Origin of the sequence: Mycolicibacterium chengduense (assembly GCF_033741155.1) — a bacterium.
Taxonomy (GTDB): Bacteria; Actinomycetota; Actinomycetes; order Mycobacteriales; family Mycobacteriaceae; genus Mycobacterium.
On sequence record NZ_JAWQNH010000006.1, the window covers coordinates 128,358 to 152,080 of the forward strand.

The 23,723-nt window shown below is 68.3% G+C and carries 25 protein-coding genes; 13 read left to right on the plus strand and 12 right to left on the minus strand.

The window, feature by feature from the left end; translation table 11 throughout:
* Positions 1 to 25: 25 nt before the first annotated feature.
* The 7 genes from SBI67_RS22525 to SBI67_RS22555 all read right to left on the minus strand — a co-directional run bounded on the left by SBI67_RS22525 (position 26) and on the right by SBI67_RS22555 (position 8,004).
* Positions 26 to 1,033 (minus strand): ABC transporter permease, encoded by a 1,008-nt coding sequence (locus SBI67_RS22525; RefSeq protein ID WP_318982702.1) that lies wholly within the window; start codon positions 1,031 to 1,033, stop codon positions 26 to 28.
* A complete protein-coding gene (locus tag SBI67_RS22530) occupies positions 1,026 to 2,510 on the minus strand; it encodes a sugar ABC transporter ATP-binding protein (protein WP_318982703.1) in 1,485 nt (494 codons plus the stop codon). The genes SBI67_RS22525 and SBI67_RS22530 overlap by 8 nt, the downstream gene beginning before the upstream one ends.
* Positions 2,504 to 3,484, minus strand: a complete 981-nt coding sequence (locus SBI67_RS22535; RefSeq protein WP_318982704.1) for a sugar-binding transcriptional regulator — start codon at positions 3,482 to 3,484, stop codon at positions 2,504 to 2,506. The genes SBI67_RS22530 and SBI67_RS22535 overlap by 7 nt, the downstream gene beginning before the upstream one ends.
* A gap of 7 nt (positions 3,485 to 3,491) precedes the next feature.
* Positions 3,492 to 4,994 carry an FGGY family carbohydrate kinase gene (locus SBI67_RS22540; RefSeq protein ID WP_318982705.1) on the minus strand — a complete coding sequence of 501 codons (1,503 nt, stop codon included), beginning with the start codon at positions 4,992 to 4,994 and terminating at the stop codon, positions 3,492 to 3,494.
* A 2-nt stretch (positions 4,995 to 4,996) separates the two neighbouring features.
* On the minus strand, positions 4,997 to 6,085 hold the full coding sequence (locus tag SBI67_RS22545; protein WP_318982706.1) for a galactitol-1-phosphate 5-dehydrogenase: 1,089 nt from the start codon (positions 6,083 to 6,085) through the stop codon (positions 4,997 to 4,999).
* 47 nt (positions 6,086 to 6,132) lie between these two features.
* A complete protein-coding gene (locus SBI67_RS22550) occupies positions 6,133 to 7,131 on the minus strand; it encodes a substrate-binding domain-containing protein (protein ID WP_318982707.1) in 999 nt (332 codons plus the stop codon).
* Between the two features lie 111 nt (positions 7,132 to 7,242).
* Positions 7,243 to 8,004: an enoyl-CoA hydratase gene (locus SBI67_RS22555; RefSeq protein ID WP_318982708.1), complete on the minus strand. Its 762-nt coding sequence runs from the start codon at positions 8,002 to 8,004 to the stop codon at positions 7,243 to 7,245.
* A 23-nt stretch (positions 8,005 to 8,027) separates the two neighbouring features.
* Between SBI67_RS22555 and SBI67_RS22560 the strand changes: the two genes are divergently transcribed.
* Together SBI67_RS22560 and SBI67_RS22565 are read left to right on the plus strand one after the other, a co-directional pair.
* The gene (locus SBI67_RS22560) at positions 8,028 to 8,294 is read left to right on the plus strand and encodes a DUF2277 family protein (RefSeq protein WP_318982709.1); all 267 of its coding nucleotides are present in this window, start codon (positions 8,028 to 8,030) and stop codon (positions 8,292 to 8,294) included.
* Positions 8,291 to 8,845, plus strand: coding sequence for a DUF1802 family protein (locus tag SBI67_RS22565; protein WP_318982710.1), 555 nt, complete (start codon positions 8,291 to 8,293; stop codon positions 8,843 to 8,845). The genes SBI67_RS22560 and SBI67_RS22565 overlap by 4 nt, the downstream gene beginning before the upstream one ends.
* A 25-nt stretch (positions 8,846 to 8,870) precedes the next feature.
* On the opposite strand, the gene SBI67_RS22570 is transcribed toward SBI67_RS22565, so the two are convergent.
* Positions 8,871 to 9,443: a DUF3558 domain-containing protein gene (locus SBI67_RS22570; RefSeq protein ID WP_318982711.1), complete on the minus strand. Its 573-nt coding sequence runs from the start codon at positions 9,441 to 9,443 to the stop codon at positions 8,871 to 8,873.
* A 150-nt stretch (positions 9,444 to 9,593) separates the two neighbouring features.
* Here SBI67_RS22570 and SBI67_RS22575 point away from each other — a divergent pair, with 150 nt between their 5' ends.
* The 4 genes from SBI67_RS22575 to SBI67_RS22590 all read left to right on the plus strand — a co-directional run bounded on the left by SBI67_RS22575 (position 9,594) and on the right by SBI67_RS22590 (position 12,861).
* On the plus strand, positions 9,594 to 10,556 hold the full coding sequence (locus SBI67_RS22575) for an ACP phosphodiesterase PptH (RefSeq protein ID WP_318982712.1): 963 nt from the start codon (positions 9,594 to 9,596) through the stop codon (positions 10,554 to 10,556).
* Entirely contained in the window at positions 10,553 to 11,218 is a 666-nt protein-coding gene (gene pptT, locus SBI67_RS22580; protein ID WP_318983025.1) for a 4'-phosphopantetheinyl transferase PptT, read from the plus strand. Before SBI67_RS22575 ends, pptT begins: the two co-directional genes overlap by 4 nt.
* Positions 11,215 to 12,099 (plus strand): tRNA pseudouridine(55) synthase TruB, encoded by an 885-nt coding sequence (gene truB / locus SBI67_RS22585; protein ID WP_318982713.1) that lies wholly within the window; start codon positions 11,215 to 11,217, stop codon positions 12,097 to 12,099. The genes pptT and truB overlap by 4 nt, the downstream gene beginning before the upstream one ends.
* Before the next feature lie 156 nt (positions 12,100 to 12,255).
* On the plus strand, positions 12,256 to 12,861 hold the full coding sequence (locus tag SBI67_RS22590) for a type II toxin-antitoxin system Rv0910 family toxin (protein ID WP_318982714.1): 606 nt from the start codon (positions 12,256 to 12,258) through the stop codon (positions 12,859 to 12,861).
* Positions 12,862 to 12,868: 7 nt separating this feature from the next.
* On the opposite strand, the gene mntR is transcribed toward SBI67_RS22590, so the two are convergent.
* A complete protein-coding gene (gene mntR / locus SBI67_RS22595) occupies positions 12,869 to 13,570 on the minus strand; it encodes a manganese-binding transcriptional regulator MntR (RefSeq protein ID WP_318982715.1) in 702 nt (233 codons plus the stop codon).
* A 91-nt stretch (positions 13,571 to 13,661) separates the two neighbouring features.
* Between mntR and SBI67_RS22600 the strand changes: the two genes are divergently transcribed.
* From SBI67_RS22600 to bla, 6 genes are all read left to right on the plus strand, one after another.
* On the plus strand, positions 13,662 to 14,654 hold the full coding sequence (locus SBI67_RS22600; RefSeq protein WP_318982716.1) for a bifunctional riboflavin kinase/FAD synthetase: 993 nt from the start codon (positions 13,662 to 13,664) through the stop codon (positions 14,652 to 14,654).
* A gap of 96 nt (positions 14,655 to 14,750) precedes the next feature.
* Positions 14,751 to 15,020: a 30S ribosomal protein S15 gene (gene rpsO, locus SBI67_RS22605; RefSeq protein ID WP_090356648.1), complete on the plus strand. Its 270-nt coding sequence runs from the start codon at positions 14,751 to 14,753 to the stop codon at positions 15,018 to 15,020.
* Positions 15,017 to 15,511, plus strand: a complete 495-nt coding sequence (gene lppU / locus SBI67_RS22610; RefSeq protein ID WP_489685573.1) for an LppU family putative lipoprotein — start codon at positions 15,017 to 15,019, stop codon at positions 15,509 to 15,511. Before rpsO ends, lppU begins: the two co-directional genes overlap by 4 nt.
* A gap of 265 nt (positions 15,512 to 15,776) precedes the next feature.
* Positions 15,777 to 18,023, plus strand: a complete 2,247-nt coding sequence (locus SBI67_RS22615; RefSeq protein ID WP_318982718.1) for a polyribonucleotide nucleotidyltransferase — start codon at positions 15,777 to 15,779, stop codon at positions 18,021 to 18,023.
* Positions 18,001 to 19,344 carry a M16 family metallopeptidase gene (locus SBI67_RS22620; protein ID WP_318982719.1) on the plus strand — a complete coding sequence of 448 codons (1,344 nt, stop codon included), beginning with the start codon at positions 18,001 to 18,003 and terminating at the stop codon, positions 19,342 to 19,344. The genes SBI67_RS22615 and SBI67_RS22620 overlap by 23 nt, the downstream gene beginning before the upstream one ends.
* Before the next feature lie 30 nt (positions 19,345 to 19,374).
* The gene (gene bla, locus SBI67_RS22625; protein ID WP_318982720.1) at positions 19,375 to 20,268 is read left to right on the plus strand and encodes a class A beta-lactamase; all 894 of its coding nucleotides are present in this window, start codon (positions 19,375 to 19,377) and stop codon (positions 20,266 to 20,268) included.
* 54 nt (positions 20,269 to 20,322) lie between these two features.
* On the opposite strand, the gene ald is transcribed toward bla, so the two are convergent.
* Complete coding sequence (gene ald / locus SBI67_RS22630) at positions 20,323 to 21,438, minus strand: alanine dehydrogenase (protein ID WP_318982721.1); 1,116 nt, start codon at positions 21,436 to 21,438, stop codon at positions 20,323 to 20,325.
* 99 nt (positions 21,439 to 21,537) lie between these two features.
* Between ald and aldR the strand changes: the two genes are divergently transcribed.
* Positions 21,538 to 22,053, plus strand: coding sequence for an HTH-type transcriptional regulator AldR (gene aldR / locus SBI67_RS22635; RefSeq protein ID WP_318982722.1), 516 nt, complete (start codon positions 21,538 to 21,540; stop codon positions 22,051 to 22,053).
* Here the strand turns inward: aldR and SBI67_RS22640 are convergent.
* Both SBI67_RS22640 and SBI67_RS22645 read right to left on the minus strand, forming a co-directional pair.
* Positions 22,050 to 22,952 (minus strand): NAD-dependent epimerase/dehydratase family protein, encoded by a 903-nt coding sequence (locus SBI67_RS22640; protein ID WP_318982723.1) that lies wholly within the window; start codon positions 22,950 to 22,952, stop codon positions 22,050 to 22,052. The two genes, aldR and SBI67_RS22640, sit on opposite strands and share 4 nt — an antisense overlap.
* 9 nt (positions 22,953 to 22,961) lie before the next feature.
* Positions 22,962 to 23,720, minus strand: a complete 759-nt coding sequence (locus tag SBI67_RS22645; RefSeq protein WP_318982724.1) for an META domain-containing protein — start codon at positions 23,718 to 23,720, stop codon at positions 22,962 to 22,964.
* Positions 23,721 to 23,723 lie beyond the last annotated feature (3 nt).

A 23,723-nucleotide genomic window follows, 5' to 3' on the forward strand; every position in this document is an offset into this window, starting at 1 on the left:
GCTGAAGAGGCGTGGGGGAGATCGGTCAGGTCGCGCGCTTGGACTGCCGGTCGAGCAGGTAGTTCATGATCAGGGCCGCGATCAGGATCAGGCCGGTGACCAACATCTGGAAGAACGAGCTGAGCCCCAGCAGATTGAACAGGTTGCGCAATACCGACAAGAGTAGAACCGCGATGAAAGTGCCGAGCACACCGCCCTTCCCGCCGAACAGGCTGGTGCCGCCGAGCACCACTGCGGCGATCGCGTCCAGCTCGAGGCCGGTGTTGGCGGTGGGCTGGCCGATGGTCAGCCGGGCGGTCAGCAGCACGCCGGTCAGCGCGGCCAGGCCGGAGCAGATGACGTAGGCGGCGGTGGTGATCCGCTGCACCGGCAGGCCGGACAGCCGCGCGGCCTGCGGATTGCTGCCCACGGCATAGATGTGCTCACCGAACGTTGTGCGGCGCAACATGAATCCGACGCCGAGCGTGGTGGCCACGAAGATGACGCCGACGACTGGGATGCCGGCGATCGAGCCGGCACCGAGAAACCGCAGACCCATCGGGATCTCGGCGGTGGTCGGGGTGCCGTTGGTGGTCAGGTAGGTCAGGCCGCGGATGCTCTGCATGCCCGCCAGCGTCACCATGAACGCGGGCAGCGCGAGATAGGCACTCAAGCCGCCCATCACCCCGCCCAGCACCAGGCCCGCCGCGATCGCCAGGGCCATGGCCACCGGCCACGGCACCCCCATCCCGATGAGCAGTGCCACCAGCATTCCCGACAGGGCCGCGACGCTACCGACCGACAGATCGATACCGGAGGTGAGGATCACCACCGTCATCCCGATGGCGACGATGCCGGTGAGGCTGGACTGCTGCAGCAGGTTGGCCATGTTCTGGCTGGTGAGGAATTGCGGTGCGGACACCGACGCCACCACGAACAGGGCGATGAAGATGAACAGCAGATTGAACCGCATGATGAGGTTGCGGCGCGGCGCCCGGCCCGCGGGGGCCGTGACGGGACCGGGTGAGGTGGGGCGGTTCATCAGTTCAGTCATGGGTGGGCTTCGTTCTTCCGGTGACGATGCAGCGGGCGATGTCCGCTGCCGGGGCGATTGCGGGGTGATACTCGGCGATGTTGCGGCCCTCGTGCATGACCCAGATGCGGTGGCAGTTCTCGGTGAGTTCGCTGAGCTCGCTGGAGGCCATCACGACGCCCACCCCGGAGTCGGCCAGCGCGTGCACCTGCTCGAACAGGTCGGCTTTGGCGCCGATGTCCAGGCCGCGGGTGGGTTCGTCGAGCAGCAGCAGCTCCACGCCGCGGGCCATCCATTTGGCCAGCACCACCTTCTGCTGGTTGCCGCCGGAGAGCTGGCCGACGGGCTGACTCAGGCCGGCGAATTTGACGCCCAGACGCTGCAGCGGCGGCTCGCACACCTGGCGGGCCCGGCCCAACGGATTGACCCGCCGCGCTTCCAGCGTCGCGATGGCCGCATTGCGCAGGATCGACTGCTCCAGGAACAAGCCCTGGCGCTTGCGGTCCTCTGGCACCAGTCCGATCCCGAGGCCCACGGCCGCCCGCGGGGTCAGCGACGTGATCGACCGGCCGGCCACGGTGATGTCCAGGTCGGCCTTGCGGTCGCCGAAAAGCGTTGCCAGCAAGGTGGATCGACCCGATCCGCCGAGCCCGGCGAGTCCGACGATCTCGCCGCGGCCGACGGTGATGTCCCGCACGTCGATCAGCGCGGGCACCGCGGCGCGGTGCACGTGCAGCAGTGGTTTGGGCACGGTGCCCAGGTGCCGCCGCGGCGGCCGCGTCGCCACCGGACGGCCGATCATCGCCTCGACGAGCTGCTCCTTGGACACCGACGCGATGTCGAACACGCCGACGGTCGCGCCGTCGCGCATCACGGTCGCGCGGTCGCCGATCTCCTTCACCTCGTCGAGGCGGTGCGAGATGTAGATGACCGACTTGCCGGCGGCGGTGAGCTCCCGGATCACCCGGAACACCGCGGCCAGGTCGTGTTCGGTCAGGGTGGCGCTGGGTTCGTCCATCACCACGATGCGGGCCTCGGTGGTCAGGGCCTTGGCGATCGCGGTGAGCTGCTGGTCGGACACCGACAGCGCACCGACAACGGTCGACGGGCTGAAGGTGCCGCCGACGCGGGCGATGGCCGCCGCGGCCAGCCGATCGCGTTGTTTGCGGGCGACGAACGGACCGCGCCGCGGTTCGTGACCGAGGAACAGGTTCTGGGCCACGGTCAGATCGGGTACCAGGTCCAGTTCCTGGTAGATGGTGTTGATCCCGGCCCGCACCCCGTCCAGCGGGGACGTGAACGTCACCGCGGTGCCGCCGAGGGTGATGGTGCCGGCATCCGGGGTGTAGGAGCCGGAGAGGATCTTCATCAACGTGCTCTTGCCCGCGCCGTTTTCGCCGAGCAGGCAGTGCACCTCGCCTTCGGCGACCTCCAGGTCGGCGCCGTTACAGGCCTTGGTGCCGGGGAAGGTCTTGACGATCCCTGTCATCTTCAGCATGGCAAGCCTCCACCCACCGCGGCGGCGCTCTGCTCGAGAACCGTTGTGGCGGTGGGTTCGTCGGTGATCAACACGGAACACAAGCCGCTGTGCAGGGCGGCGCGCACCACGGGGACCTTGTCCGGTCCGGCCGCAACCGCGATCGCACAGTTGGCGTTGCGCACGTCGTCGAGGCCCAGTCCGACCGTCCTGCTGTCGATTCCGGGATGTGCGATCTCCCCGGTCGCGGTGATGTAGTGCGCCAGCACATCACCGATGGCCCCGCGCGCCTCCAACTCGCGCAGCTCCGCTGGCGTCACCGCGCCGGACTCCACGAGCACCGAGTTCGGTGCCAGCGCACCGAGGGAGAACAGTAGGGCGTCGGCGCTGCGCGCACCGCTGAGCACGTCGACGACGAAACCTTCGGTGTACAGGGCGTCGCGGGTCTCGATCCGCTCCACGATCGCCGGCACGGGCAGCAGGGTGGCCCGGCCGTTGCCGCTGTGCGCGATGCCGGTGGCGATGTTGGCCGCGGTGGTCGGGCGCACCGAGCGGCTGACGCCGCCGTTGGCCTGGATCACCTCGATGCCGCTGGTCCAGCCGGCCGGCAGCACGGCGGCGATGTGCTGCAACGTGTTTCCCCACGACACCGCCAGTGTGGTGATCCAGGAGGCGTTGGCCTTGAGGTACCCGACCGCGGCGGCGGCGATGTGACCGTCGGTGCCGGGTGTGTCCGGCCCGGGCACCACGATGCATTCCCGCAGCCCGAATTCGCTGCGCAGGGCGACCTCCAGGTGGGCGCGGCGGGCCTGCGGATGCACGATCCGGATCTGCACGATGCCGACCTCACGGGCCTCGTCGAGCAGGCGCCCCACCTTCCACCGGGTCAGGTGCAGTTCGCGTCCGATGTCCTCCTGGGTGCGGCCGTGCTCGTAGTAGCACTGCGCGACGTGCAGCAGCAGTTCGGTATGACTGCGGTCTGCCGGATGCGCCATCAGCGGGTCACCTCGATCGGCCGAACTGCTGCACCAGCGTGGTCAGGCGCTGGTAGTCGGCATAGGTCTGCTGATACACGGGGACGCGCTGCGGTTCGGGTTCCAGTGTGCGCACCTGCGGTGCGAACAGCCGCGACCCCTGCGCCAGTGACCCGGTCACCCCGGCGCCGGTGGCCGCGATCGCCGCACACGCCCGCAGCGTCAGGTTCGCGCCGACCACGAACTCGGCGGGCCGGCCCAGCACGTCCACGGTGACCTGCTGCCACAACGGGTTTCGTTCGATGCCGCCGGAGAACACCAGGCGTTCGCAGGACACGCCGGCGCGTTCGAACGAATCGATCACCGCACGGGTGCCGCACGCGACGGCCTCGACCATGGCTCGGTAGAGCTCGGCCTTCGTGGTCCCGAGCGAGAGTCCGAGGAGGGCCCCGCGCAGCGTGGCATCGCGGTGTGGTGTGCGGTTGCCCATGAAATAGTCCAGCGCCCGCAGGCCGTGCCGGGCCGGGTCGACGGCGCCGGCCTCGTCGATCAGCCCGGGCAGGTCCGCCCGGGCCACGCCCATGATCGACTCGCCGGTCCACTTGAGCACCGAACCGCTGGACACCTGGCCGCCCTCGACCAGCCATTTACCGTGGTGCAGCGCGTGCGGGTACGGGCCCCACACCTCATGGGTGTCGGTCGGCACGTCGACCTCGGCGATGATCGCCGACGACGTACCCGAGACCAACGAGACCAGGCCGTCCAACCGGTCGCCGCAGGACAGCAGCGAGACGTGCGCATCGATCCCGCCGACGGCGACGACGGGACTGCCGGAGATTCCGAGATGGGTTGCGGCATCGGGCGACAGCGTTCCGGCCACCCCGCCCACCTCGACGATGCGGTCGGGCAGCTTGGCGGCCAGGTCGTCGACACCGAGCGCGGCGTACAGCTCGGTGGGGAAGCGTGCTGCGATGCTGTCGTAGTTGTACTTGCACACCGCGTTCATCTGCGAGCCGACCCACTGCCCGGTCAGCCGGAAGGTCAGGTAATCCACCGCCTCGACGATCCGGTCCGCCCTGCGGTAGTTCTCCTGGTCGTGCGTGTGTAGCCACATGGCCTTGGGCACCAGCCATTCGGCGGCGTCGGACCCACCGGACCAGTTCAGGATCGGATGCTCGGCGGCCAGCTTGGCGGTGCGTTCGGATTCGGCGCTGCTGCGGCAGTCCATCCACAGGATGGCCGGGCGCAGCGGTGCGCCGGAGGCGTCGACCACGGCCACGGTGGACGCCGTGGTGGCCGCCGCGATCGCCACGACCGGGCCGGCCCGCCGGCAACCCTCGGTGCTCAGCAACTCCCGGGTGGCCGCGCCGATGGCATCCCACCACTCCCGCGGATCCTGTTCGGCCCAGCCCGGTCTGGGGAAGCGGGTCGGGTAGCCGCGGTGTGCCTCGCCGAGCACCTCGCCGTGTTCGGTGAAGGCGCCGACCCGGGCACCCTCGGTGCCCAGGTCGATGGACAGCAGAATTCCCATGGTCAGTCCTCGTTGGGCAGGAACAGTACCTTCGACGAGAAGATCGATCGTTCGCCGAGTTGGTGCATGGTCTGCGGCAGCGCCGACAGGGGCAGCTCATGGGTGATCATGAACTCCCACTTGAGCGCTCCGGTGGACATCAGTTGCGCCGAGGTGCGCCACTCGTCGCCGGGGAACGGCGCCGAGAAGGAGTTCCACGACCCGTGCAGGCTGGCCTCCAACCGCATGAACTGGTTGAAGGTGTCCTTGCCCAGCGGCACCGGCGCATGCGGGATGCCGATGAACACCGCGTGCCCGTGCGGGCCGGTGAGGCCGGCCGCCATGTCGGCCGTCGCCGGTACCCCCGCGGATTCCAGCACGATGTCGAATCCGCGCCCGCCCAGTGCCCTGGCCTCGTCGGCGCTCTGCACGGCGGCGGTGGCACCGGCCTCGCGCGCCATGGCGGCCTTCTCCTCGCTCAGGTCGACGGTGACGACCTCGGTCGCGCCGTGCAGCCGGGCCCACTGGACCGCGAACAGCCCGATCGGTCCGGCGCCGATGACCAGCACGCGGTGCCCGGCGCGCAACCCGGTCTTCCACAGCCCGTGCAAGGCGATGGCCGCCGGGTCGATCATGGCCGCGGCGCGGGGATCGATCCCGGCGGGCAGTTTGAGCAGGTTGCCCACCGGCGACACCACGTACTGCGCGTAGGCGCCGTCGCTGCGACTGCCGAAGTAGTCGTAGTTCTCGCACAGCCCGAACGCACCCTTGAGGCAGAAATCGCAGGTGCGGCAGGGGATCAGCGGCGGTACGGAGACCAGCTCGCCGACCTCGAAACCGGTGACACCGGCGCCGAGTTCGGCGATCCAGCCGGAGAATTCGTGACCGCAGATGATCGGCATGACGTACCCGCCGTTGCGCAACATGCGAGGGATGTCCGATCCGCAGACCCCGCAGGCGGCCACCTTGAGCAGCACCTGTCCCGGTCCGGGCCGGGGTACCGCGACGTCTTCGACCCTGATGTCGCCGGGGGCGTGCATCACGGCGGCAGTCATGGTCTGCGGGAGGACATCGTCGCCCGCCAGGCGACGGGTCGGTGCTTCAGTGGTCATGAATGGGAATCTCCTGAGCTCTCGGGTTGGCGAAATCGGGGTCCGGGTCAGGCCGGCGGCGCGGGTGCCTTGGCGAACGTGGTGTCACCCACCAGTGCCGCGGCATTCGCTTTGTCGACCAATCCGGTTCCCGCATCGATGAATTCGGGGACCGATTCGCCCTTGGCGACCTTGACGGCGGTCTGCACGGCGAGCTGTCCCTCGGTGTTGGGATCGTTGAGCGCGGTGGCCACGTACTGGTTGCCACCAGCGATGGCGCGCACGGCCTCCATCAGCCCGTCGACACCGAACACCAATACGTCACGGCGGTTGTTCTCGTCGAGCACCTGCAGCGCGCCGAGTGCCATGTCGTCGTTCTGGGCGTAGACGGCCTTCACGTCCGGGTGGGCCTGCAGCAGATCCTGCATCGCGGTGACCGCCTTGGACCGGATGTAGTCGCAGTAAGGTCCGTCGATCACGCTGATGTTGGGCCGACCCGCCACCGCGGCGGCGAAACCGTCGTGGCGATCGCGGGCCACGGCGCCACCGGCATCGCCCTGGATCTCGACGATCTTGCCGCCCGCGGGACCCAGCGCCGCGACCGCGGCCTCGCCCACCGTCTGACCCATCGCCTTGTTGTCCCGTCCGACGAATGCCGCCGCGCCGTTCTCGACGGGCCGGTCGACGGTGACCACCTTGATGCCCGCGGCCGCCGCGGCGGCCATGGACGGGGCGACGCCCTTGGGGTCGACGGGGTTGATCACCAGCACATTGATGCCGCGGGTGATGAGGTCTTGGACGTCGTTGTTCTGTTTGGTGACATCCCCGTTGGCGTCGGCGAAGAAAAGCTGGTTGCCGTCCTGCTCGGCGGCCTGCTTGGCAGCATCGGTGAGCGCGACGTAGAAGGGGCTCTGCTGGGTGGCCTGGCTGAACCCGATCTTGATGGGCCCGTCACCCGTCGCGGTGCCACCGCCGGTGCCCTTGTCACCGGGCATCGTGCAGGCGGCCGAACCGATCACCGTGGTCGCCGCGATGGCCACCGCCGCCGCCACCCTTGCCAGTCTCATCGCTCCTCCTAACGTGCGCCTCGTCATCGGGGCGCGTGACGGCCATCACGTTAGGAAGGGCAAAGAGACCGCGTCAACACATGCGCATATTTTTGCTCATACGAGCATCGGTCAGGGGCGAACCTGCGCGCGGCCCCGCTCGAGCACCGACGCCCGGTTGGCGGCGATATCGTCACCAGAGGTGTCGGCCATCCAGGCGCGTGCCGATTCGGCCTCGATCCACAGTGCCCCCTGCGTCTGCGCGGCGTCGATCCGGTGATACGAATCCAGCAGGGCGCGAACGGTTTTCTGGTTGTTCCCGACGATCGCGGCGGCCACCTTGCGGGCCGCGGGCAGCAACTCCTCGTGCGCAACCACCTCGGTGACCAGGCCGGCCCGCAGGGCGTCGGTGGCCGACAGGTAGTCACCGGTCAGGCTCATCCGGCGGGCCAGTCCGGCGCCGACCTTCTGCGGCAGTCGCACCGACAGGCCCCAGGTGGGCAGCAGGCCGACCCGGGCGTGGGTGTCGGCGAAGCGGGCGTTCTCCGACGCGATCAGGATGTCGCAGTACAGCGCGAGTTCCAGCCCGCCGGTGACCGCGGCGCCGTTGATCGCCCCGATGACGGGTTTGGTCATCGGCGGCCACTTCGGCGAGATATCGGGCAGCTCGGTGCGCTCGCCGAGCTCTTTGAGGTCCAGTCCCGCGCAGAACACCGGGTCGGCCCCGGTCAGGATCACCACGTCGACCTCGGCGTCGGTCTCCGCGGCCCGCAGTGCGGCGTAGAACGCGGTGCGCAGCTGCGCCGAGAGCGCGTTGCGCGCCTGTGGCCGGTTGAGGGTCAGGGTGCGTACCCGGTCGGTGGTGTCGACGAGGAGAACGTCCGCAGCTGTCATGCCGATGAACCTATCGTGGAGCCATGTGCCGAAACATCACCGAGTTGCGGGGTCTGGAGCCGGCCGCCACCGCCGAGGAGATCGAAGCCGCGTCGCGCCAGTACATCCGCAAGGTCAGCGGCATCACCCGGCCCACCGCCGCCAACGAGGCGGCCTTCGAGGCCGCCGTTGCGGAGGTCACCGAGGTGACGACGCGATTGCTGCGGCAGTTGCCGCCGCGCCGCCAGCCACCCAAGACGGTTCCTCCGCTGCGCCGCCCGGAGGTGCGGGCGCGCTTGGGCGCCAAGTGAATTCACTCGCACTCAAGGAGTGGGGTGCTGCGGTGCGGGCGCTGCTTGCCGGCCGCCAGACGGTGCTGCTGCGCAAGGGCGGTATCCACGAGAAGCGGTTCGAGGTGCAGGCCGGCGAGTTCCTGTTGTTCCCGACGGTCGCGCACAGTCACGCCGATCGGGTGCGCCCGGAACATCGAGACTTGCTGGATGCCGCGACCGGGGAGCGTGACAGCACCGAGGATGCGGTGCTGCTGCGCGCCGGTGCGCGCGTGGTGGCGGCCGTGCCGGTGCACCGCCCACAGGCCCTCGACGAGATCGCCGACTTGCACATCTGGACCTCCGAGTCCGTGCGCGCCGACCGGGTGGACTTCCGGCCGCGGCACCGGCTGACGGTATTGGTGGTGCAGGCCTGTCCGCTGGTGCAGCCGGTCCGGTTGCCCAGGATGCCGGAGTACGCGGGCTGTGCCAGTTGGCTGCAGCTGCCGGTGCGCCCGGTTTACGGCGCTGCGGTGCACGACGAGGACACGCTGACCGCTGTCGCGGAGCGGGTGCGCCGGTCAGTCGGCTGAACGAACCGTACCGGCGGGCGCAGCGTCAGAACTTGTAGTAGGGCACGAGCTCGTTGGCCCGCGCCAGGTTGGTCTGCAGGCAGTCCGGACCGTCCGGGGAGTGGATGGGTGAGTAGAACAGCGACTGCTGGAGCACCCCATAGCTGGTCTTGAACGCGATCATGCAGGTGATCCACCACCGGTCGTTCCAGTCGGTGGGCTTCATGATCCAGTACTGGGCCGCGCGGTGACCGCCGATGTTGAGTTCGACGGCGTCGGCGGGCAGCGTTTGCTCGTAGGTCCGCCACACGAACGCCTCGACGGCCATCTGATAGTTGCCGGCGTCGTAGTGACAGCGCAGGCCGTCCTCCGGGGTGGGCGGGGTGAACGCCAGGCCGATGCGCTGCACGACGTCGAGAGGGATGTCCCGGCACGGATCGAACGGCGACGGGTCGGTGGTCTCGATGACCGGCCATTTGATGCTGGTCGACACATTCGTCATGGGCAGATCGGCCGCTCGGACCAGGGTTGGAGCGCCGACCGGGTTGGCCTGCCACACCACGATCACCGCCGCGACGAGTGCGCACAGCGCCGACAGCAGACGCAGCTTGGCTGCCATCACATCCCCTCCACGGGCTCAGAACTTCCGAGCACTGCCGGGGAGTGTACAAGGACGCGCCCGGCCTCCGGACGATAAATCAGAACAGGTTCTAGTTGCTCGGACCGTGGTCGCGCCGCGACCCCGGTACCGCAAGTAGGCTGGACCGTTGTGTCCGCGACGTCACGAGAACAGCGCAGGCCCGTGCTGTGGGCCATCAGCGACCTGCACACCGGTCACACCGGGAACAAGCCGGTCACCGAATCGCTCTACCCGTCCTCACCGGAGGACTGGCTGATCGTTGCCGGCGACGTGGGGGAACGCACCGACGAGATCCGGTGGGCGCTGGATCTGCTGCGCAAACGGTTCGCGAAGGTGATCTGGGTGCCGGGCAACCACGAACTGTGGACCACCAACAAGGACCCGATGCAGATCTTCGGGCAGTCGCGCTACGACTACCTGGTCACTATGTGCGACGAGATGGGCATCGTGACTCCCGAGCACCCGTTCCCGGTGTGGAACGAGGAGGGCGGTCCGGCCACCATCGTGCCGATGTTCCTGCTCTACGACTACACGTTCCTGCCCGAGGGCACCGCCACCAAGGCCGAGGGCCTGGCCGTGGCCAGGGAACGCAACGTGGTCGGCACCGACGAGTTCCTGCTGTCGGCCGAGCCGTTCGCCACCCGCGACGCCTGGTGCCGCGACCGGGTGGCCAAGACCCGCAAGCGACTGGAAGACCTGGACTGGATGAACCCGACCGTGCTGGTCAACCATTTCCCGTTGGTGCGCGAACCCTGCGATGCGATGTTCTACCCGGAGTTCGCGCTGTGGTGCGGTACCACCGCCACCAGGGACTGGCACACCCGCTACAACGCCATCTGCTCGGTCTACGGGCACCTGCACATCCCGCGCACCACGTGGTACGACGGCGTGCGGTTCGAGGAGGTCTCGGTCGGCTATCCGCGGGAATGGCGCCGCCGCAAGCCCTATCGCTGGTTACGCCAGATCCTGCCGGATCCGGTGTATGCGCCCGGCTACCTCAACGAATTCGGTGGGCATTTCGAGATCACGGCCGAGATGCGCGACAACGCCCAGAAGATGCAGGAGCGCATCAAAGCCCGGCGGGGGTACTGACCGTGGCCCTGTTGCGTGCCCTGGTGCCCGAGGTCGTGGTATCGGCCGAAACGTATGAAGACCCACCCGGTCTGGCGCCGTTGCCGGAGGAGGAGCCGCTGGTGGCGCGTTCGGTGGCCAAGCGGCGCAACGAGTTTGTCACCGTTCGGTACTGCGCCAGGCAGGCGCTCGAAGAGCTGGGGGTGGCGCCGGCGCCGATTCTGAAGGGCGACAAGGGCGAACCCTGCTGGCCGGACGGGGTTGTCGGCAGTCTGACCCACTGCGAGGGTTTCCGCGGTGCGGTGGTGGGGCGCAGCGCCGAGGTCCGCTCGTTGGGTATCGACGCCGAACCTCACGATGTGCTGCCCAAGGGGGTGCTCGACGCGATCAGCCTGCCGGCCGAGCGTGTGCAGCTGTCCGGTCTGCCGGGTGGCCTGCACTGGGACCGAATCCTGTTCTGCGCCAAAGAGGCGACCTACAAAGCGTGGTTTCCACTGACGCACCGGTGGCTGGGCTTCGAGGATGCTCACATCACGTTCACCCTCGACTCATCGGGTGCGGCAGGGACTTTCGAGTCCCGCATCCTGATCGATCCGGCCGCCGAGTCCGGTCCGCCCCTGACCGCGCTGGCCGGGCGCTGGTCGGTGGCCGACGGAATCGCACTGACGGCGATCACCCTGTGAGCCCGGCGCCCGGTCTGGTGATCGTGGACAAACCCGCCGGCCTGACCAGCCATGATGTCGTCGGGCGGTGCCGGCGGTTCTTCGGTACCCGCAAGGTGGGACACGCCGGAACACTGGATCCGATGGCCACCGGGGTGCTGGTGGTGGGTATCGAACGGGCGACCAAGATCCTCGGCCTGCTCACCGCCACCGACAAGTCCTATGCGGCCACCATCCGCCTCGGCCGGACCACCACCACAGAAGACGCCGAAGGCGAAGTGCTACAGGATGTTTCCGCGGCGCACGTCACCGATGACGCGATCGAAGCGGCCGTGTCCGAACTGCGCGGCGATATCGAACAGGTGCCTTCGGCGGTCAGTGCCATCAAGGTCGGGGGGCAGCGCGCTTACAAGTTGGCGCGCGAGGGGCAGGCCGTCGAACTGGCGGCGCGGCCGGTGCGCATCGACCGGTTCGACGTGCTCTCGGTGCGCAAGGTGGACACCTTCGTCGATGTCGACGTCGAGGTGGATTGCTCGTCGGGCACCTATATCCGGGCGCTGGCTCGTGATGTCGGCGCCACGCTCGGCGTGGGCGGGCACCTGACGGCGCTGCGCCGCACCGAGGTTGGCCGGTACGGCCTGGCCGAGGCCCGCACCTTGGAGCAGTTGGAAGACGACGCGCGGTTGTCCTACAGCCTGGACGAGGCCTGCCTGCTGGGCTTTCCGCGTCGCGACCTCACCGCGGCCGAAACCGAGGACGCCCGGCACGGTCGGGCGCTGGCACCGGCGGGGATCGCCGAGGTGTACGCCGCCACCGCTCCGGACGGCCGAGTCATCGCGCTTCTGCAGGACGGCGCGTCGCGCACCAGGTCGGTGGTGGTACTGCGGCCTGCCACGTTGTGATGCTTGTGGCCGGTGGGGCTGCTGCAACTGACGTGCCCGATGGTAACCCTGCGGTTTGGCTTGTGGCGCTTCCCGCTTCGTGATCGATTCGAGACCAGGGCCACAAGAATTCCTGGGAACCGCAGGTATTCGCACTGCGTTGTTACTGATATGAGCGTGCAGCTGCCTGCGTATCCCTCCGAGTGGTTCGGTTATGCCGCGGATGGACGGCGCGCGGCGCCCAAGCGCGATGGCGCGCGCATCTTCTCCCACCGTGAGCGGGAGGTGCAGATCGGGCATATCGACGCCGCATCCCACCTGGCCGCCGCGCCGGCCGCCGTGTGGCAGGTGCTCACCGACCCTCGTTCGTGGGACCAGTGGTTCGCCGTGCACGATAGCTGGGTTGCGCAACCGCCGGAGGGTCTGAAGGTCGGTACCCGGTTGGGCGCCAAGATCCGCATGCTGGGCATCACCGACACCCTGGACTGGGTGGTCGAGAGTATCGACGACGGCACCCGCATGGAACTGGCCGGCACCGGCCTGCAGGGGCTGTCGGTCCGGTTGATGTTCCGGCTCTCACCGGCGGGGTCGGGTTCGTGGATCACCGCCAGCGCGCAGTTCAGCGGTGCGCTGCTGAGCCCGGCCATCCTGGACGCCGTGGAAGCCGATGGGGTGAGCCAGTTGATCGGCAGTCTGGCCGGGTTGGATGCGTTGGCCACCCAGGCCCAGGCCCAGGCACAGCAGGCCCGCCCGCAATTGCGCCTGGTGCACTCGGTCCGCTGATAAGTCCCTACGGGACAACCCAGATCGCCTGCGCCGCAGGGCTTCCCAGATCTACCGTGGCGTCGGCTTGAGGCGAGCCATCGGCGGACTCGATCCCCACCGAGATCATGCCGGCGAAGTCGCGCCGAGCCAGCACCCGCAGCCGTGAGTCCAGGCTGATGCCCACGCTGTCGAAATAGCGCAGCATTTCCGGGTCGGCGTCCGAGATGCGGGCCACCGTCCCGGTGTCGCCGTCGTGGCACGCCGACAACTGGCGCGCCGGTGGAGTCGGCACCTTCCCGTCGGCCGCCGGGATCGGATCCCCGTGCGGATCCCGGGTCGGAAAGCCGAGCTTCGCGTCGATCCGGTCCAGCATCCGATCGGACACCGCGTGCTCCAGGATCTCGGCCTCGTCGTGCACCTCGTCCCAGCCGTAGCCGAGTTCACGCACCAAGAAGGTCTCCATCAGCCGGTGCCTGCGCACCATGGCCAGCGCCGCGCGTCGCCCGGCTTCGGTGAGCGTCACCGCGCCGTACTTTTCGTGGTCGACCAGGCCCTGGTCGGCCAGCTTGCGGATCGACTCGGACGCCGTGCTCGCCGACACGCCGATCCGTTCGGCGAGCAGCTTGGTGCTCACCTTCTCCCTGGACCACTCCTGGGCGGTCCAGATGACTTTGAGGTAGTCCTGCGCCACCGTCGTCAGGTCTTGGGGGGTGCCATTGGGACTCACTGGGGCCTCACACCGACAAAGTTTAGGCAATCGTCACCTGATCCGGGGATCCAGCGCAGACGGCACGGCCGGCGCGCCGTAGGCTTGCGCTGTGCAGCGGTGGCGGGGCGTGGAGGACATCCCCACGGACTGGGGGCGATGTGTCATCACGATCGGTGTGTTCGACGGGGTACATCGCGGCCACGCCGAACTGATCAACCATGCGGTCAAATCCGGCCGCTCCCGCGGCGTGCCGACGGTGCTGATGACCTTCGATCCGCACCCGATGGAAGTGGTCTTCCCCGGCAGCCACCCGGCGCAGTTGACCACCCTGACCCGCCGCGCCGAACTCGTCGAGGAAACCGGTGTCGACGTGTTCCTGGTGATGCCGTTCACCGCCGACTTCATGAAACTGACGCCCGAGCGCTACATCCACGAGCTGCTGGTGGAAAGCCTGCACGTCGTCGAGGTCGTGGTGGGGGAGAACTTCACCTTCGGCAAGAAGGCGGCCGGCAACGTCGACCTGCTGCGCAAGGCGGGTGAGCGGTTCGGTTTCGCCGTCGAGGGAATGTCGTTGGTGTCCGAGATCTCGGCGGCCGCGGCCACCAATCGCGACGAGACCGTCACGTTCTCCTCGACCTATATCCGTGCCTGTGTCGACGCCGGCGACGTGGTGGCCGCGGCCGAGGCGCTGGGCCGCCCGCACCGGGTGGAAGGCGTGGTGGTGCGCGGTGACGGCCGCGGCCGGGTGCTCGGCTTCCCGACCGCCAACGTGGCGCCCCCCATGCATTCGGCCATCCCGGCCGACGGGGTGTACGCGGCCTGGTTCACCGTCCTGGGCCACGGCCCGGTGGTCGGCACCGTGACGCCCGGGCAGCGCTACCAGGCGGCGGTGTCGGTGGGCACCAACCCGACCTTCTCCGGCCGCACCCGCACCGTCGAGGCCTTCGTACTGGACACCGAGGCCGACCTGTACGGCCAGCACGTCGCCGTCGACTTCGTGGCCCGCCTGCGTGGCCAGGAGAAATTCGACTCGGTGGACGACCTGATCGTGGCGATGCAGGGCGATACCGCCCGGGCCCGCACGATTCTCGCTGCGCAGTAGGGTGCTGCTAGACTTCCCGGCGACCCAGCGCGTGCTGCAGTTCGCGGCGGCCGCGCCCAGATGATCCTCGCGGACCTTTTTGATGGAGTTGTATTCGTGGCGCTCACTGCCGAACAGAAGAAGGAAATCCTCGGCCAGTACGGTCTGCATGACACCGACACCGGTTCGCCGGAGGCTCAGGTCGCCCTGCTGACCAAGCGGATTTCCGACCTCACCGAACACCTCAAGATGCACAAGCATGACCACCATTCGCGGCGGGGGCTGCTGCTGCTGGTCGGTCGTCGGCGCCGGCTGCTCAAGTACGTCGCTCAGGTCGACGTCGAGCGGTACCGGTCGCTGATCGAGCGCCTCGGTCTGCGTCGCTGACACCCGCAGCCGCGGCTGGTCTGGCCGCGTTCTGTTTGTTGGGGGGACTGGCCACCGGCTGTTCGTCGGCCGCCGCCGCGGATCTGCGGGCGGGTGACTGCCTGAAGGTCGGTGGACCGGTCGACCGCCCCGAGGCCATCAAGGCTCAGTGCGGAAGCCCGGAATCGAACTACAAGGTCGTCGCGAGCGTCGCCACCGGTGACGACTGCCCGACCGACGTCGACTCGTACTACTCCATGCACAGCACCTTCGGTGACGTGGGTAGCACCATCTGCATGGACATCGACTGGGTGACCGGCGGTTGCATGAGCGTCGACCCGGACCGCGGTCGTGACCCCATCCGCGTCGACTGCGGCGACAGTGGTCAGCCGCACCGGCAGCGGGCGACGCAGATCCTGCACGGCGTGACCGATGTCGACCAGTGCGCCAGCGGGATCGGTTACGCCTACGACCAACGAGAATTCACCGTGTGCGTCGAGGACGTCGCCTGACAGTGATGGCGACGTCGCGGTGTAGCATGGGGATGTTTTAGGCCACCGGCCTGGACACTTTGGTGCGGTTCGCGCGTGTGAAGCGCGCACCGTTCCTGCGCGTCACGCATCGTCCGAGGGATCGGGCGGTCTTCGGTAGTGGCTGCCGGGAATTCTGACTCCCGGCCGCTTCGATCGACGGCCGTAGCCGCATCCAGGACGGGAATCTGTTGCGCTCGACGCGCGAAACAGTTGAATACCCGACAGAGAGGCTGTACGGACACCTATGTCTGCAGTTGAAACCGACGAAGGCGTCTTCGAATCGACCGCCGTCATCGACAACGGGAGCTTCGGCACCCGCACCATCCGCTTCGAGACCGGCCGGTTGGCCCGGCAGGCCGCCGGCTCCGTCGTCGCCTACCTCGACGACGAGACCATGTTGCTCAGCGCCACCACCGCGAGCAAGACCCCCAAGGATCATTTCGACTTCTTCCCGCTCACCATCGACGTCGAGGAGCGGATGTACGCCGCGGGTCGCATCCCCGGCTCGTTCTTCCGTCGGGAAGGTCGGCCCTCCACCGACGCGATCCTGACCTGCCGGCTGATCGACCGGCCGCTGCGCCCCACCTTCGTGTCGGGCCTGCGCAACGAGATCCAGGTCGTGGTCACCGTGCTGAGCCTGGATCCCAAAGATCTGTACGACGTGCTGGCCATCAACGCCGCGTCGGCGTCCACGCAGATCGCCGGTCTGCCGTTCTCCGGCCCCGTCGGCGGCGTGCGCGTCGCCCTGATCGAGGGCCAGTGGGTGGCGTTCCCCACCGTCGAGCAGCTGGAGAAGGCTGTGTTCGACATGGTCGTCGCGGGCCGTAAGGCCGGGGACGACGTCGCGATCATGATGGTCGAGGCTGAGGCCACCGACAACGTCATCGAACTGATCAACGGTGGCGCCGGTGCGCCGACGGAAGCCGTGGTGGCCGAGGGCCTGGAGGCCGCCAAGCCGTTCATCGCCGCGCTGTGCACGGCGCAGGAAGAGCTGCACGCCGCCGCCGGTAAGGAAACCGCCGACTACCCGCTGTTCCCGGACTACGCCGACGATGCTTTCGACGCCGTGGCCGCGGTGGCCACCGACGCGCTGTCCGAGGCGTTGGCGATCGCGGGTAAGGCCGAGCGCGACGCCCGCACCGACGAGATCAAGGGCGAGGTGCTCGAGCGTCTCGCCGGTCAATTCGAGGGCCGTGAGAAGGAGATCGGCGCCGCTTACCGGTCGTTGACCAAGAAGCTTGTGCGCCAGCGCATCCTGACCGATCACTTCCGCATCGACGGCCGTGGGATCACCGATATCCGCGCGCTGAGCGCCGAGGTCGCGGTCATCCCGCGGGCGCACGGCAGCGCCCTGTTCGAGCGCGGTGAGACCCAGATCATGGGTGTCACCACCCTCGACATGGTCAAGATGGCCCAGCAGATCGACTCGCTGGGGCCGGAGACCACCAAGCGCTACATGCACCACTACAACTTCCCGCCGTTCTCCACCGGTGAGACCGGCCGGGTCGGTTCCCCGAAGCGCCGCGAGATCGGCCACGGCGCGCTGGCTGAGCGCGCGCTGATGCCGGTGCTGCCGTCGGTCGAAGAGTTCCCCTACGCCATCCGCCAGGTGTCGGAAGCGTTGGGCTCCAACGGTTCCACCTCGATGGGCTCGGTGTGCGCCTCGACGCTGTCGCTGCTGAACGCCGGTGTGCCGCTGAAGGCGCCGGTGGCCGGTATCGCCATGGGCCTGGTGTCCGACGAGGTTGATGGTGAAACCCGCTACGTCGCGCTGACCGACATCCTGGGTGCCGAGGACGCGTTCGGCGACATGGACTTCAAGGTCGCCGGCACCAAGGACTTCGTCACCGCGCTGCAGCTGGACACCAAGCTGGACGGTATCCCGTCCCAGGTGCTGGCCGGTGCGCTGAGCCAGGCCAAGGATGCCCGCACCACCATCCTCGAGGTGATGGCCGAGGCCATCGACGAGCCCGACGAGATGAGCCCGTACGCGCCGCGGATCACCACCATCAAGGTGCCGGTCGACAAGATCGGCGAGGTGATCGGGCCCAAGGGCAAGATGATCAACTCGATCACCGAGGAGACCGGCGCCTCGATCTCCATCGAGGACGACGGCACGGTGTTCGTCGGCGCCAGCAACGGCGAGGCGGCCCAGGCCGCGATCGACAAGATCAACGCCATCGCCAACCCGCAGCTGCCCAAGGTCGGCGAGCGGTTCCTCGGCACGGTCGTGAAGACCACCGACTTCGGTGCCTTCGTGTCCTTGCTGCCGGGCCGCGACGGGCTGGTGCACATCAGCAAGCTGGGCCGCGGCAAGCGCATCGCCAAGGTCGAGGATGTGGTCAAGGTCGGCGACAAGCTGCGCGTCGAGATCGCCGATATCGACAACCGCGGCAAGATCTCGCTGGTGCTGGTCGCTGAGGAAGGCGAGGCCAACGGCGAAGCCCCCACTGCGCCCGCAGCAGAAGATGCCGCGACCGCTGACGCGTAGTTCGGGATTGCGCCGCGGTTCCGGCGGCGCGCAAACCTCCGAGGCAGTGCGGATCACCACACTGCCCGGAGGGTTGCGGGTGGTCACCGAGTACATCCCGTCCGTGCACTCCGCCTCGGTCGGGGTGTGGGTCGGGGTCGGATCTCGCGACGAGGGTCCGTCGGTGGCCGGCGCCGCGCATTTCCTGGAGCACCTGCTCTTCAAGTCGACGCCGACCCGCTCGGCGGTCGACATCGCACAGTCGGTGGACGCGGTGGGCGGCGAGCTCAACGCGTTCACCGCGCGTGAGCACACCTGCTACTACGCGCATGTGCTGGACACCGACGTGGAACTCGCGGTCGACCTGGTGGCCGATGTCGTGTTGCGCGGCCGTTGCGCCGCCGAGGACGTCGAGGTGGAACGTGACGTGGTGCTCGAAGAGATCGCCATGCGTGACGACGATCCGGAAGACACGCTCGGTGACGTGTTCCTGTCCGCGATGTTCGGTGATCACCCCGTCGGCCGTCCGGTGATCGGCAGCACCGAGTCCATCGAGGCGATGACCCGCGCGCAGCTGCATTCCTTCCACGTCCGCAGGTACACGCCCGAGCGCATGGTGCTCGCCGTGGCCGGCAATATCGATCACAAGCACGTGGTCGCGCTCGCCAAGGAATACTTCGGCCCGCACCTGGTTGCCGGGCGCAGCCCGCAGCCGCACCGCAAGGGCGCCGGTCGGGTTCCCGGGGAGCCGGGCCTGCTGCTGGTCAACCGCGACTCGGAGCAGAGCCACGTGCTGGCGGGCGTGCGCACTCCCGGGCGGTACTGGGAACACCGCTGGGCGCTGTCGGTGCTCAACAACGCGCTCGGCGGGGGACTGAGTTCGCGTCTGTTCCAACAGATCCGGGAGACCAGGGGACTGGCGTACTCGGTGTACTCGACCATCGACATGTTCGCCGACGCCGGTGCGCTGTCGGTGTACGCCGCGTGCCTGCCCGAACGCTTCGACGAGGTGGTGCGACTGGCCACCGAGGTGCTCGCCGACGTGGCTCGCGACGGAATCACCGAAGCCGAATGCCGGATTGCCAAGGGTTCGCTACGTGGCGGATTGGTGCTGGGCCTGGAGGATTCGGGCTCGAGGATGCACCGGATGGGGCGTAGTGAACTCAACTACGGCGCACACCGCACCATCGCCCAGACCCTGGCGCAGATCGACGCCGTGACCCTCGACGAGGTCAATGCGGTGGCTCGCAAGCTGCTCACCAAACCGCTGGGTGCCGCCGTACTGGGCCCGTACAAATCGAAACGCGCACTGCCGCAACGTCTCCGGCATATCTCCGGTTGACCGTCGAGGCCTGATCGGTAGGGTCGGGGCATGCGACTGTCCCGACGTAGCGCTCTGATCGGTGGCCTGACCTTCGCCGCGGCCGTGTGCACCACGGCGCGGGTGCACGCCGACCCCGGATCCCCACTCGATCAGCGGATCGGTGCCCTGGAACGGAAGTACGACGCCCTGGTCGGCTTGTCGGCGGTCAGCCTGGACGGACCGGGGCTGGTGTCGCACCGCGCCGACGAGTCCTTCGCCATGTGTTCGACCTTCAAGGCCTACGCGGCCGGCCGGATATTGCAGGGTGTGAGCAGCGGTGAATTCACACTCGATGCCACCGAATTCGTCGATCCGGCTGCCGTGGTCGCGAACTCACCGCGCACCGGGCCGCGAGCCGGCACCGAGATGACGCTCGCCGATCTGTGCCAGGCGGCGCTTCAGGTGAGCGACAACACGGCGGCCAATCTGCTGCTCAGGCGGCTCGGCGGTCCGCAAGCTATTACCGCGTTCGCCCGCAGCATCGGGGATGAGCGGACCCGGCTGGACCGTTGGGAGACCGAGCTGAATTCGGCGATTCCCGGCGACCCCCGGGACACCAGCACACCGGCGGCATTGGGCGCCGGCTACCGTGCGCTGCTGACCGGCGAAACGCTCACGCCGGCCCACCGGTCGCTGCTGGAGCAGTGGATGCGGGCCAACGAAACGTCGAGCATGCGGGCCGGGCTGCCGCCGGGTTGGAGCACGGCGGACAAGACCGGCGCGGGTGACTACGGCAGCACCAACGACGTCGGCATCGCCTATGGACCCGATGGCCGGCGCGTACTGCTGGCGATCATGACGCGCTCGGCCACCGACGATCCGAAGGCCGATGCGCTGCGCCCGCTGATCGGCGAGCTCGCCGGCCTGGTGCTGCCCCACCTGCTGGGCCCGAACCACCCGTGAGAACAGCGTCGCCCGGCCGGAAGATCCAGCCGGGCGACGGTAGGGGTGAAAAGGTCAGGCCAGCACGGTCGCCGGATCGGTGAACGGCAGGTCGAGATCGTTGGCGACGTGCTCGTTGAGCAGCGCGCCCTCGTGGGTCGACAGGCCCTTGGCCAGTGCGGCGTCGGCGGCACACGCGGCCTGCCAGCCCTTGTCGGCCAGCTTGAGCACGTACGGCATGGTCGCATTGGTCAGCGCGTAGGTCGACGTGCGCGGCACCGCGCCGGGCATGTTGGCCACGCAGTAGAACACGGTGTCGTGCACGGCGAAGGTCGGATCGTCGTGGGTGGTCGGCCGAGAATCCTCGAAGCAGCCGCCCTGGTCGATGGCGATGTCGACCAGCACCGCACCGGACTTCATCTGTGCCACAGTCGCATTGGTGACCAGCTTGGGCGCCTTGGCGCCGGGCACCAGCACCGCGCCGATCACCAGGTCGGCCTGCTTGACCGCCTCTTCGAGATCCAGGCTCGACGAGTAACGGGTCTCGATCGCACCGCCGTACTCGGCGTCGATCTTGCGCAGGGTGTTGACGTTCAGGTCGAACACGGTGACATGGGCGCCCATGCCCCACGCCACGGCGGCGGCGTTGTCGCCGGCCATACCGCCGCCGATGACGACCACCTTGGCCGGGGCGACGCCGGGCACGCCGCCCATCAGCACGCCGCGCCCGCCCTGGGTACGCATCAGATGGTAGGCCCCGACCTGGGCGGAGAGCCGGCCCGCGACCTCGCTCATCGGGGCCAGCAGCGGCAGTGCGCCATCGGCGGTCTGCACCGTCTCGTACGCAATGGAAGTGGTGCCCGAAGCCAGCAGCGCGTCCGTGCACGGCTTGGACGCGGCCAGGTGCAGGTAGGTGAACAGGGTCTGGCCCTTGCGCAGCCGGGCGTATTCGGCCTCGATGGGCTCCTTGACCTTCAGCAGCAGGTCGGCCTCGGCCCACACCTGGTCGGCGGTCGCAACGATCTCGGCACCGACGGCCTTGTAATCGCTGTCCGACAGCGCCGAACCTTCACCGGCGCCGGCCTGAATGAGGACGTCGTGCCCGCGGCGGGTCAGTTCGGCCACACCCGCGGGGGTGATGGCGACGCGGAACTCGTTGTTCTTGATCTCGGTCGGAATGCCGACGCGCATTTCATACTCCTGTGTGGACCGGTGGTTTTCTGCGTATCAGTGTGAAGAACCTTCGGTCCATGGGCAATGACTCTGATGTTAATTCGTTAAGATCGCACTATGCGCGAACAATCAGCACCGGGGCGAGTACGTGTGGCGCCTGCGCCGAAGGATGTTCGGCCCGCCGAGCTCGACGATATCGACCGGCGGATGTTGCTGGCCCTGCACGCCGATGCCCGCATCTCCAACAGCGCGCTGGCCGAGACCGTCGGCATCGCCCCCTCGACCTGCCACGGTCGGCTGCGCCGGTTGCAGGAGATCGGCGTGATCCGCGGTTTCTACACCGATATCGATCCGGCGGCAGTGGGGCTGACCATGCAGGCCATGATCTCGGTGAGCCTGCAATCGCATGCGCGCGGGCGTATCCGCGACTTCATCGCCCAGATCCGCAAGCGGCCCCAGGTGATGGACGTGTACTTCCTGGCCGGCGGTGAAGATTTCATCCTGCACGTCGCCGCCCGTGACACCGAGGACCTGCGGTCGTTCGTGGTGGAGAACCTCAACGCCGACGCCGACGTGGCCGGCACCCAGACGTCACTGATCTTCGAGCATCTGCGTGGTGCCTCACCGCTCTAGCGGGACAACAACTCCGGATGGAACGCCGCGACCATCCGGCGGATGCCGTCGCGCCAGTCCACAGCCGTGGTGCCGACCAGGTCATGCATCAGCGTGATGTCGGTGGGCCCGCCGCGCAGCGCCTGATCGCTGACGTCGAAAACCGGCTCCGTGCCGATGAGTTCGCCGATGAAGGTGCACCACTGTTGCAGACTCACCGTCTGGTCACCACACCAGTTCACCGTCGTCGCCGGCACCGACGCAGCGGCGAGCATCCGCGGCAGCATCGCGAAAATGTCGTCCTGGTGGATGGGGTTGTAGTACGCGGGCCCGCCGGGCGGAACCGGGATCGGGATGCCTGCCCGCATCATCTCCATGTGATAGAACGGCCAGCCCCCGTTGTCGCCGTACGGCACATTGAGTCGTGCGATCACCGTCGGCACCCCCAGTGCCCGTGACATCGTCCGGGCCACCACCTCACCGGCGATCTTGGAGATCGAATAGGTCGGCAGCATGGACTTGTGGTTGTCGCCCAGCGCGGCCGACTCGGCGCGGGGATCGTCATCGGGCGGGTCGTATACCGCGGCCGACGAACAGTGCAGGAACGCTTTCGCGTCGGGACAGTGCGCCATCAGCAGACCCACCGATTCGGCGTTGGCCGCCAGATCTTTGTCCCATCGTCCGCTCTTGGCCACCGCCAGATTGAGGACATAGTCGACATCGGCGGGCACACCGCTGAAGTCGCCCGCGGTCAGGTTTGTCGGCACGCAGCGGATTCCGGCCCGCTCCAAGTTCTCCCGAGCCGCGGCGTCGGTGAACCGGGCGATGCCCCACACCTCGTTCTCGGCCGCCAGCGATATCGCCAGCGGTGCGGCGACCTGTCCGGTCGCTCCGGTGATGAGGATCTTCGCGCCGCGCATGGCGCGATGCTACTCGGCGCGCAGCACCAATCCGGTGCCTTCGGCGCCTGTCAGGGTCAGGCGGTCGGCATCGATCGACGCCGTCACCGAACCGGTGAGCGCCCGCAGGATCGAGCGTTCGATGTCACCGACCTCGCCGGTGCACGCCGGGCCGCTGAGGTTCAACGGCCCGAACGTCGCGGTGTCACCGGTGACGTCGACGCGGCCGTAGAAGGTGTTGCATCCGGTCCACCCGGTGACGGTGTGGTCGGGACGCAGGGTCAGTCCGGGCTTCGCCTGTTCCAGCGCCATCGACGTCGTGGCGGCCTGCGCGGTGAGCAGGGTGTCCACCCGCCAACTGGTGCCGATCAGCGGCCGATCCGGGTCGACCACCTTCTTGTCGCGCAGTGTGACGGTTGCCGTCGGGCCGGACAGCGTGAGGGTGTCCCCGGACAGCGCCCACGACGGCTGCGCCCGGAACAACCGGTCCACCCAGGCGTCGGCGTCCCCGATCGGCGGCGGGCAGGCCATCATCGTGGTGGCCAGCTGCGTGACCACCCGGCCACCGCTGAGGTCGACGGGGCCGGACCCGTGATTGCAACCGGCGAACGTGCGGAGCTGTCCGTCGGCGAAGGTCACGGTGAGCGGTCCGTCGCCGGGTATCTGCTCACCGGTCACCGCGACGGACACGAAAGTACGACCGACGGGTGTCGGCTCATCGTCGGCCACCGCCGTTGCCGAGCAGCCGACGGCGGCCGAAACGGTCAGGACCAGCGGGACCAGGCGCATGAT

Bases quoted from the DNA above. Each gene is read 5' to 3' on its own strand.
- SBI67_RS22560 (WP_318982709.1), top strand. From the start codon at position 8,028: ATGTGCCGAAACATCACCGAGTTGCGGGGTCTGGAGCCGGCCGCCACC.
- SBI67_RS22525 (WP_318982702.1), bottom strand. From the start codon at position 1,033: ATGACTGAACTGATGAACCGCCCCACCTCACCCGGTCCCGTCACGGCC.
- SBI67_RS22545 (WP_318982706.1), bottom strand. From the start codon at position 6,085: ATGACCACTGAAGCACCGACCCGTCGCCTGGCGGGCGACGATGTCCTC.
- aldR (WP_318982722.1), top strand. From the start codon at position 21,538: ATGCGCGAACAATCAGCACCGGGGCGAGTACGTGTGGCGCCTGCGCCG.
- SBI67_RS22555 (WP_318982708.1), bottom strand. From the start codon at position 8,004: ATGACAGCTGCGGACGTTCTCCTCGTCGACACCACCGACCGGGTACGC.
- SBI67_RS22570 (WP_318982711.1), bottom strand. From the start codon at position 9,443: ATGGCAGCCAAGCTGCGTCTGCTGTCGGCGCTGTGCGCACTCGTCGCG.
- bla (WP_318982720.1), top strand. From the start codon at position 19,375: ATGCGACTGTCCCGACGTAGCGCTCTGATCGGTGGCCTGACCTTCGCC.
- ald (WP_318982721.1), bottom strand. From the start codon at position 21,438: ATGCGCGTCGGCATTCCGACCGAGATCAAGAACAACGAGTTCCGCGTC.
- SBI67_RS22535 (WP_318982704.1), bottom strand. From the start codon at position 3,484: ATGGCGCATCCGGCAGACCGCAGTCATACCGAACTGCTGCTGCACGTC.
- SBI67_RS22540 (WP_318982705.1), bottom strand. From the start codon at position 4,994: ATGGGAATTCTGCTGTCCATCGACCTGGGCACCGAGGGTGCCCGGGTC.
- SBI67_RS22620 (WP_318982719.1), top strand. From the start codon at position 18,001: ATGCCGCGACCGCTGACGCGTAGTTCGGGATTGCGCCGCGGTTCCGGC.
- SBI67_RS22645 (WP_318982724.1), bottom strand. From the start codon at position 23,720: ATGCGCCTGGTCCCGCTGGTCCTGACCGTTTCGGCCGCCGTCGGCTGC.
- SBI67_RS22615 (WP_318982718.1), top strand. From the start codon at position 15,777: ATGTCTGCAGTTGAAACCGACGAAGGCGTCTTCGAATCGACCGCCGTC.
- SBI67_RS22640 (WP_318982723.1), bottom strand. From the start codon at position 22,952: ATGCGCGGCGCGAAGATCCTCATCACCGGAGCGACCGGACAGGTCGCC.
- SBI67_RS22550 (WP_318982707.1), bottom strand. From the start codon at position 7,131: ATGAGACTGGCAAGGGTGGCGGCGGCGGTGGCCATCGCGGCGACCACG.
- SBI67_RS22530 (WP_318982703.1), bottom strand. From the start codon at position 2,510: ATGCTGAAGATGACAGGGATCGTCAAGACCTTCCCCGGCACCAAGGCC.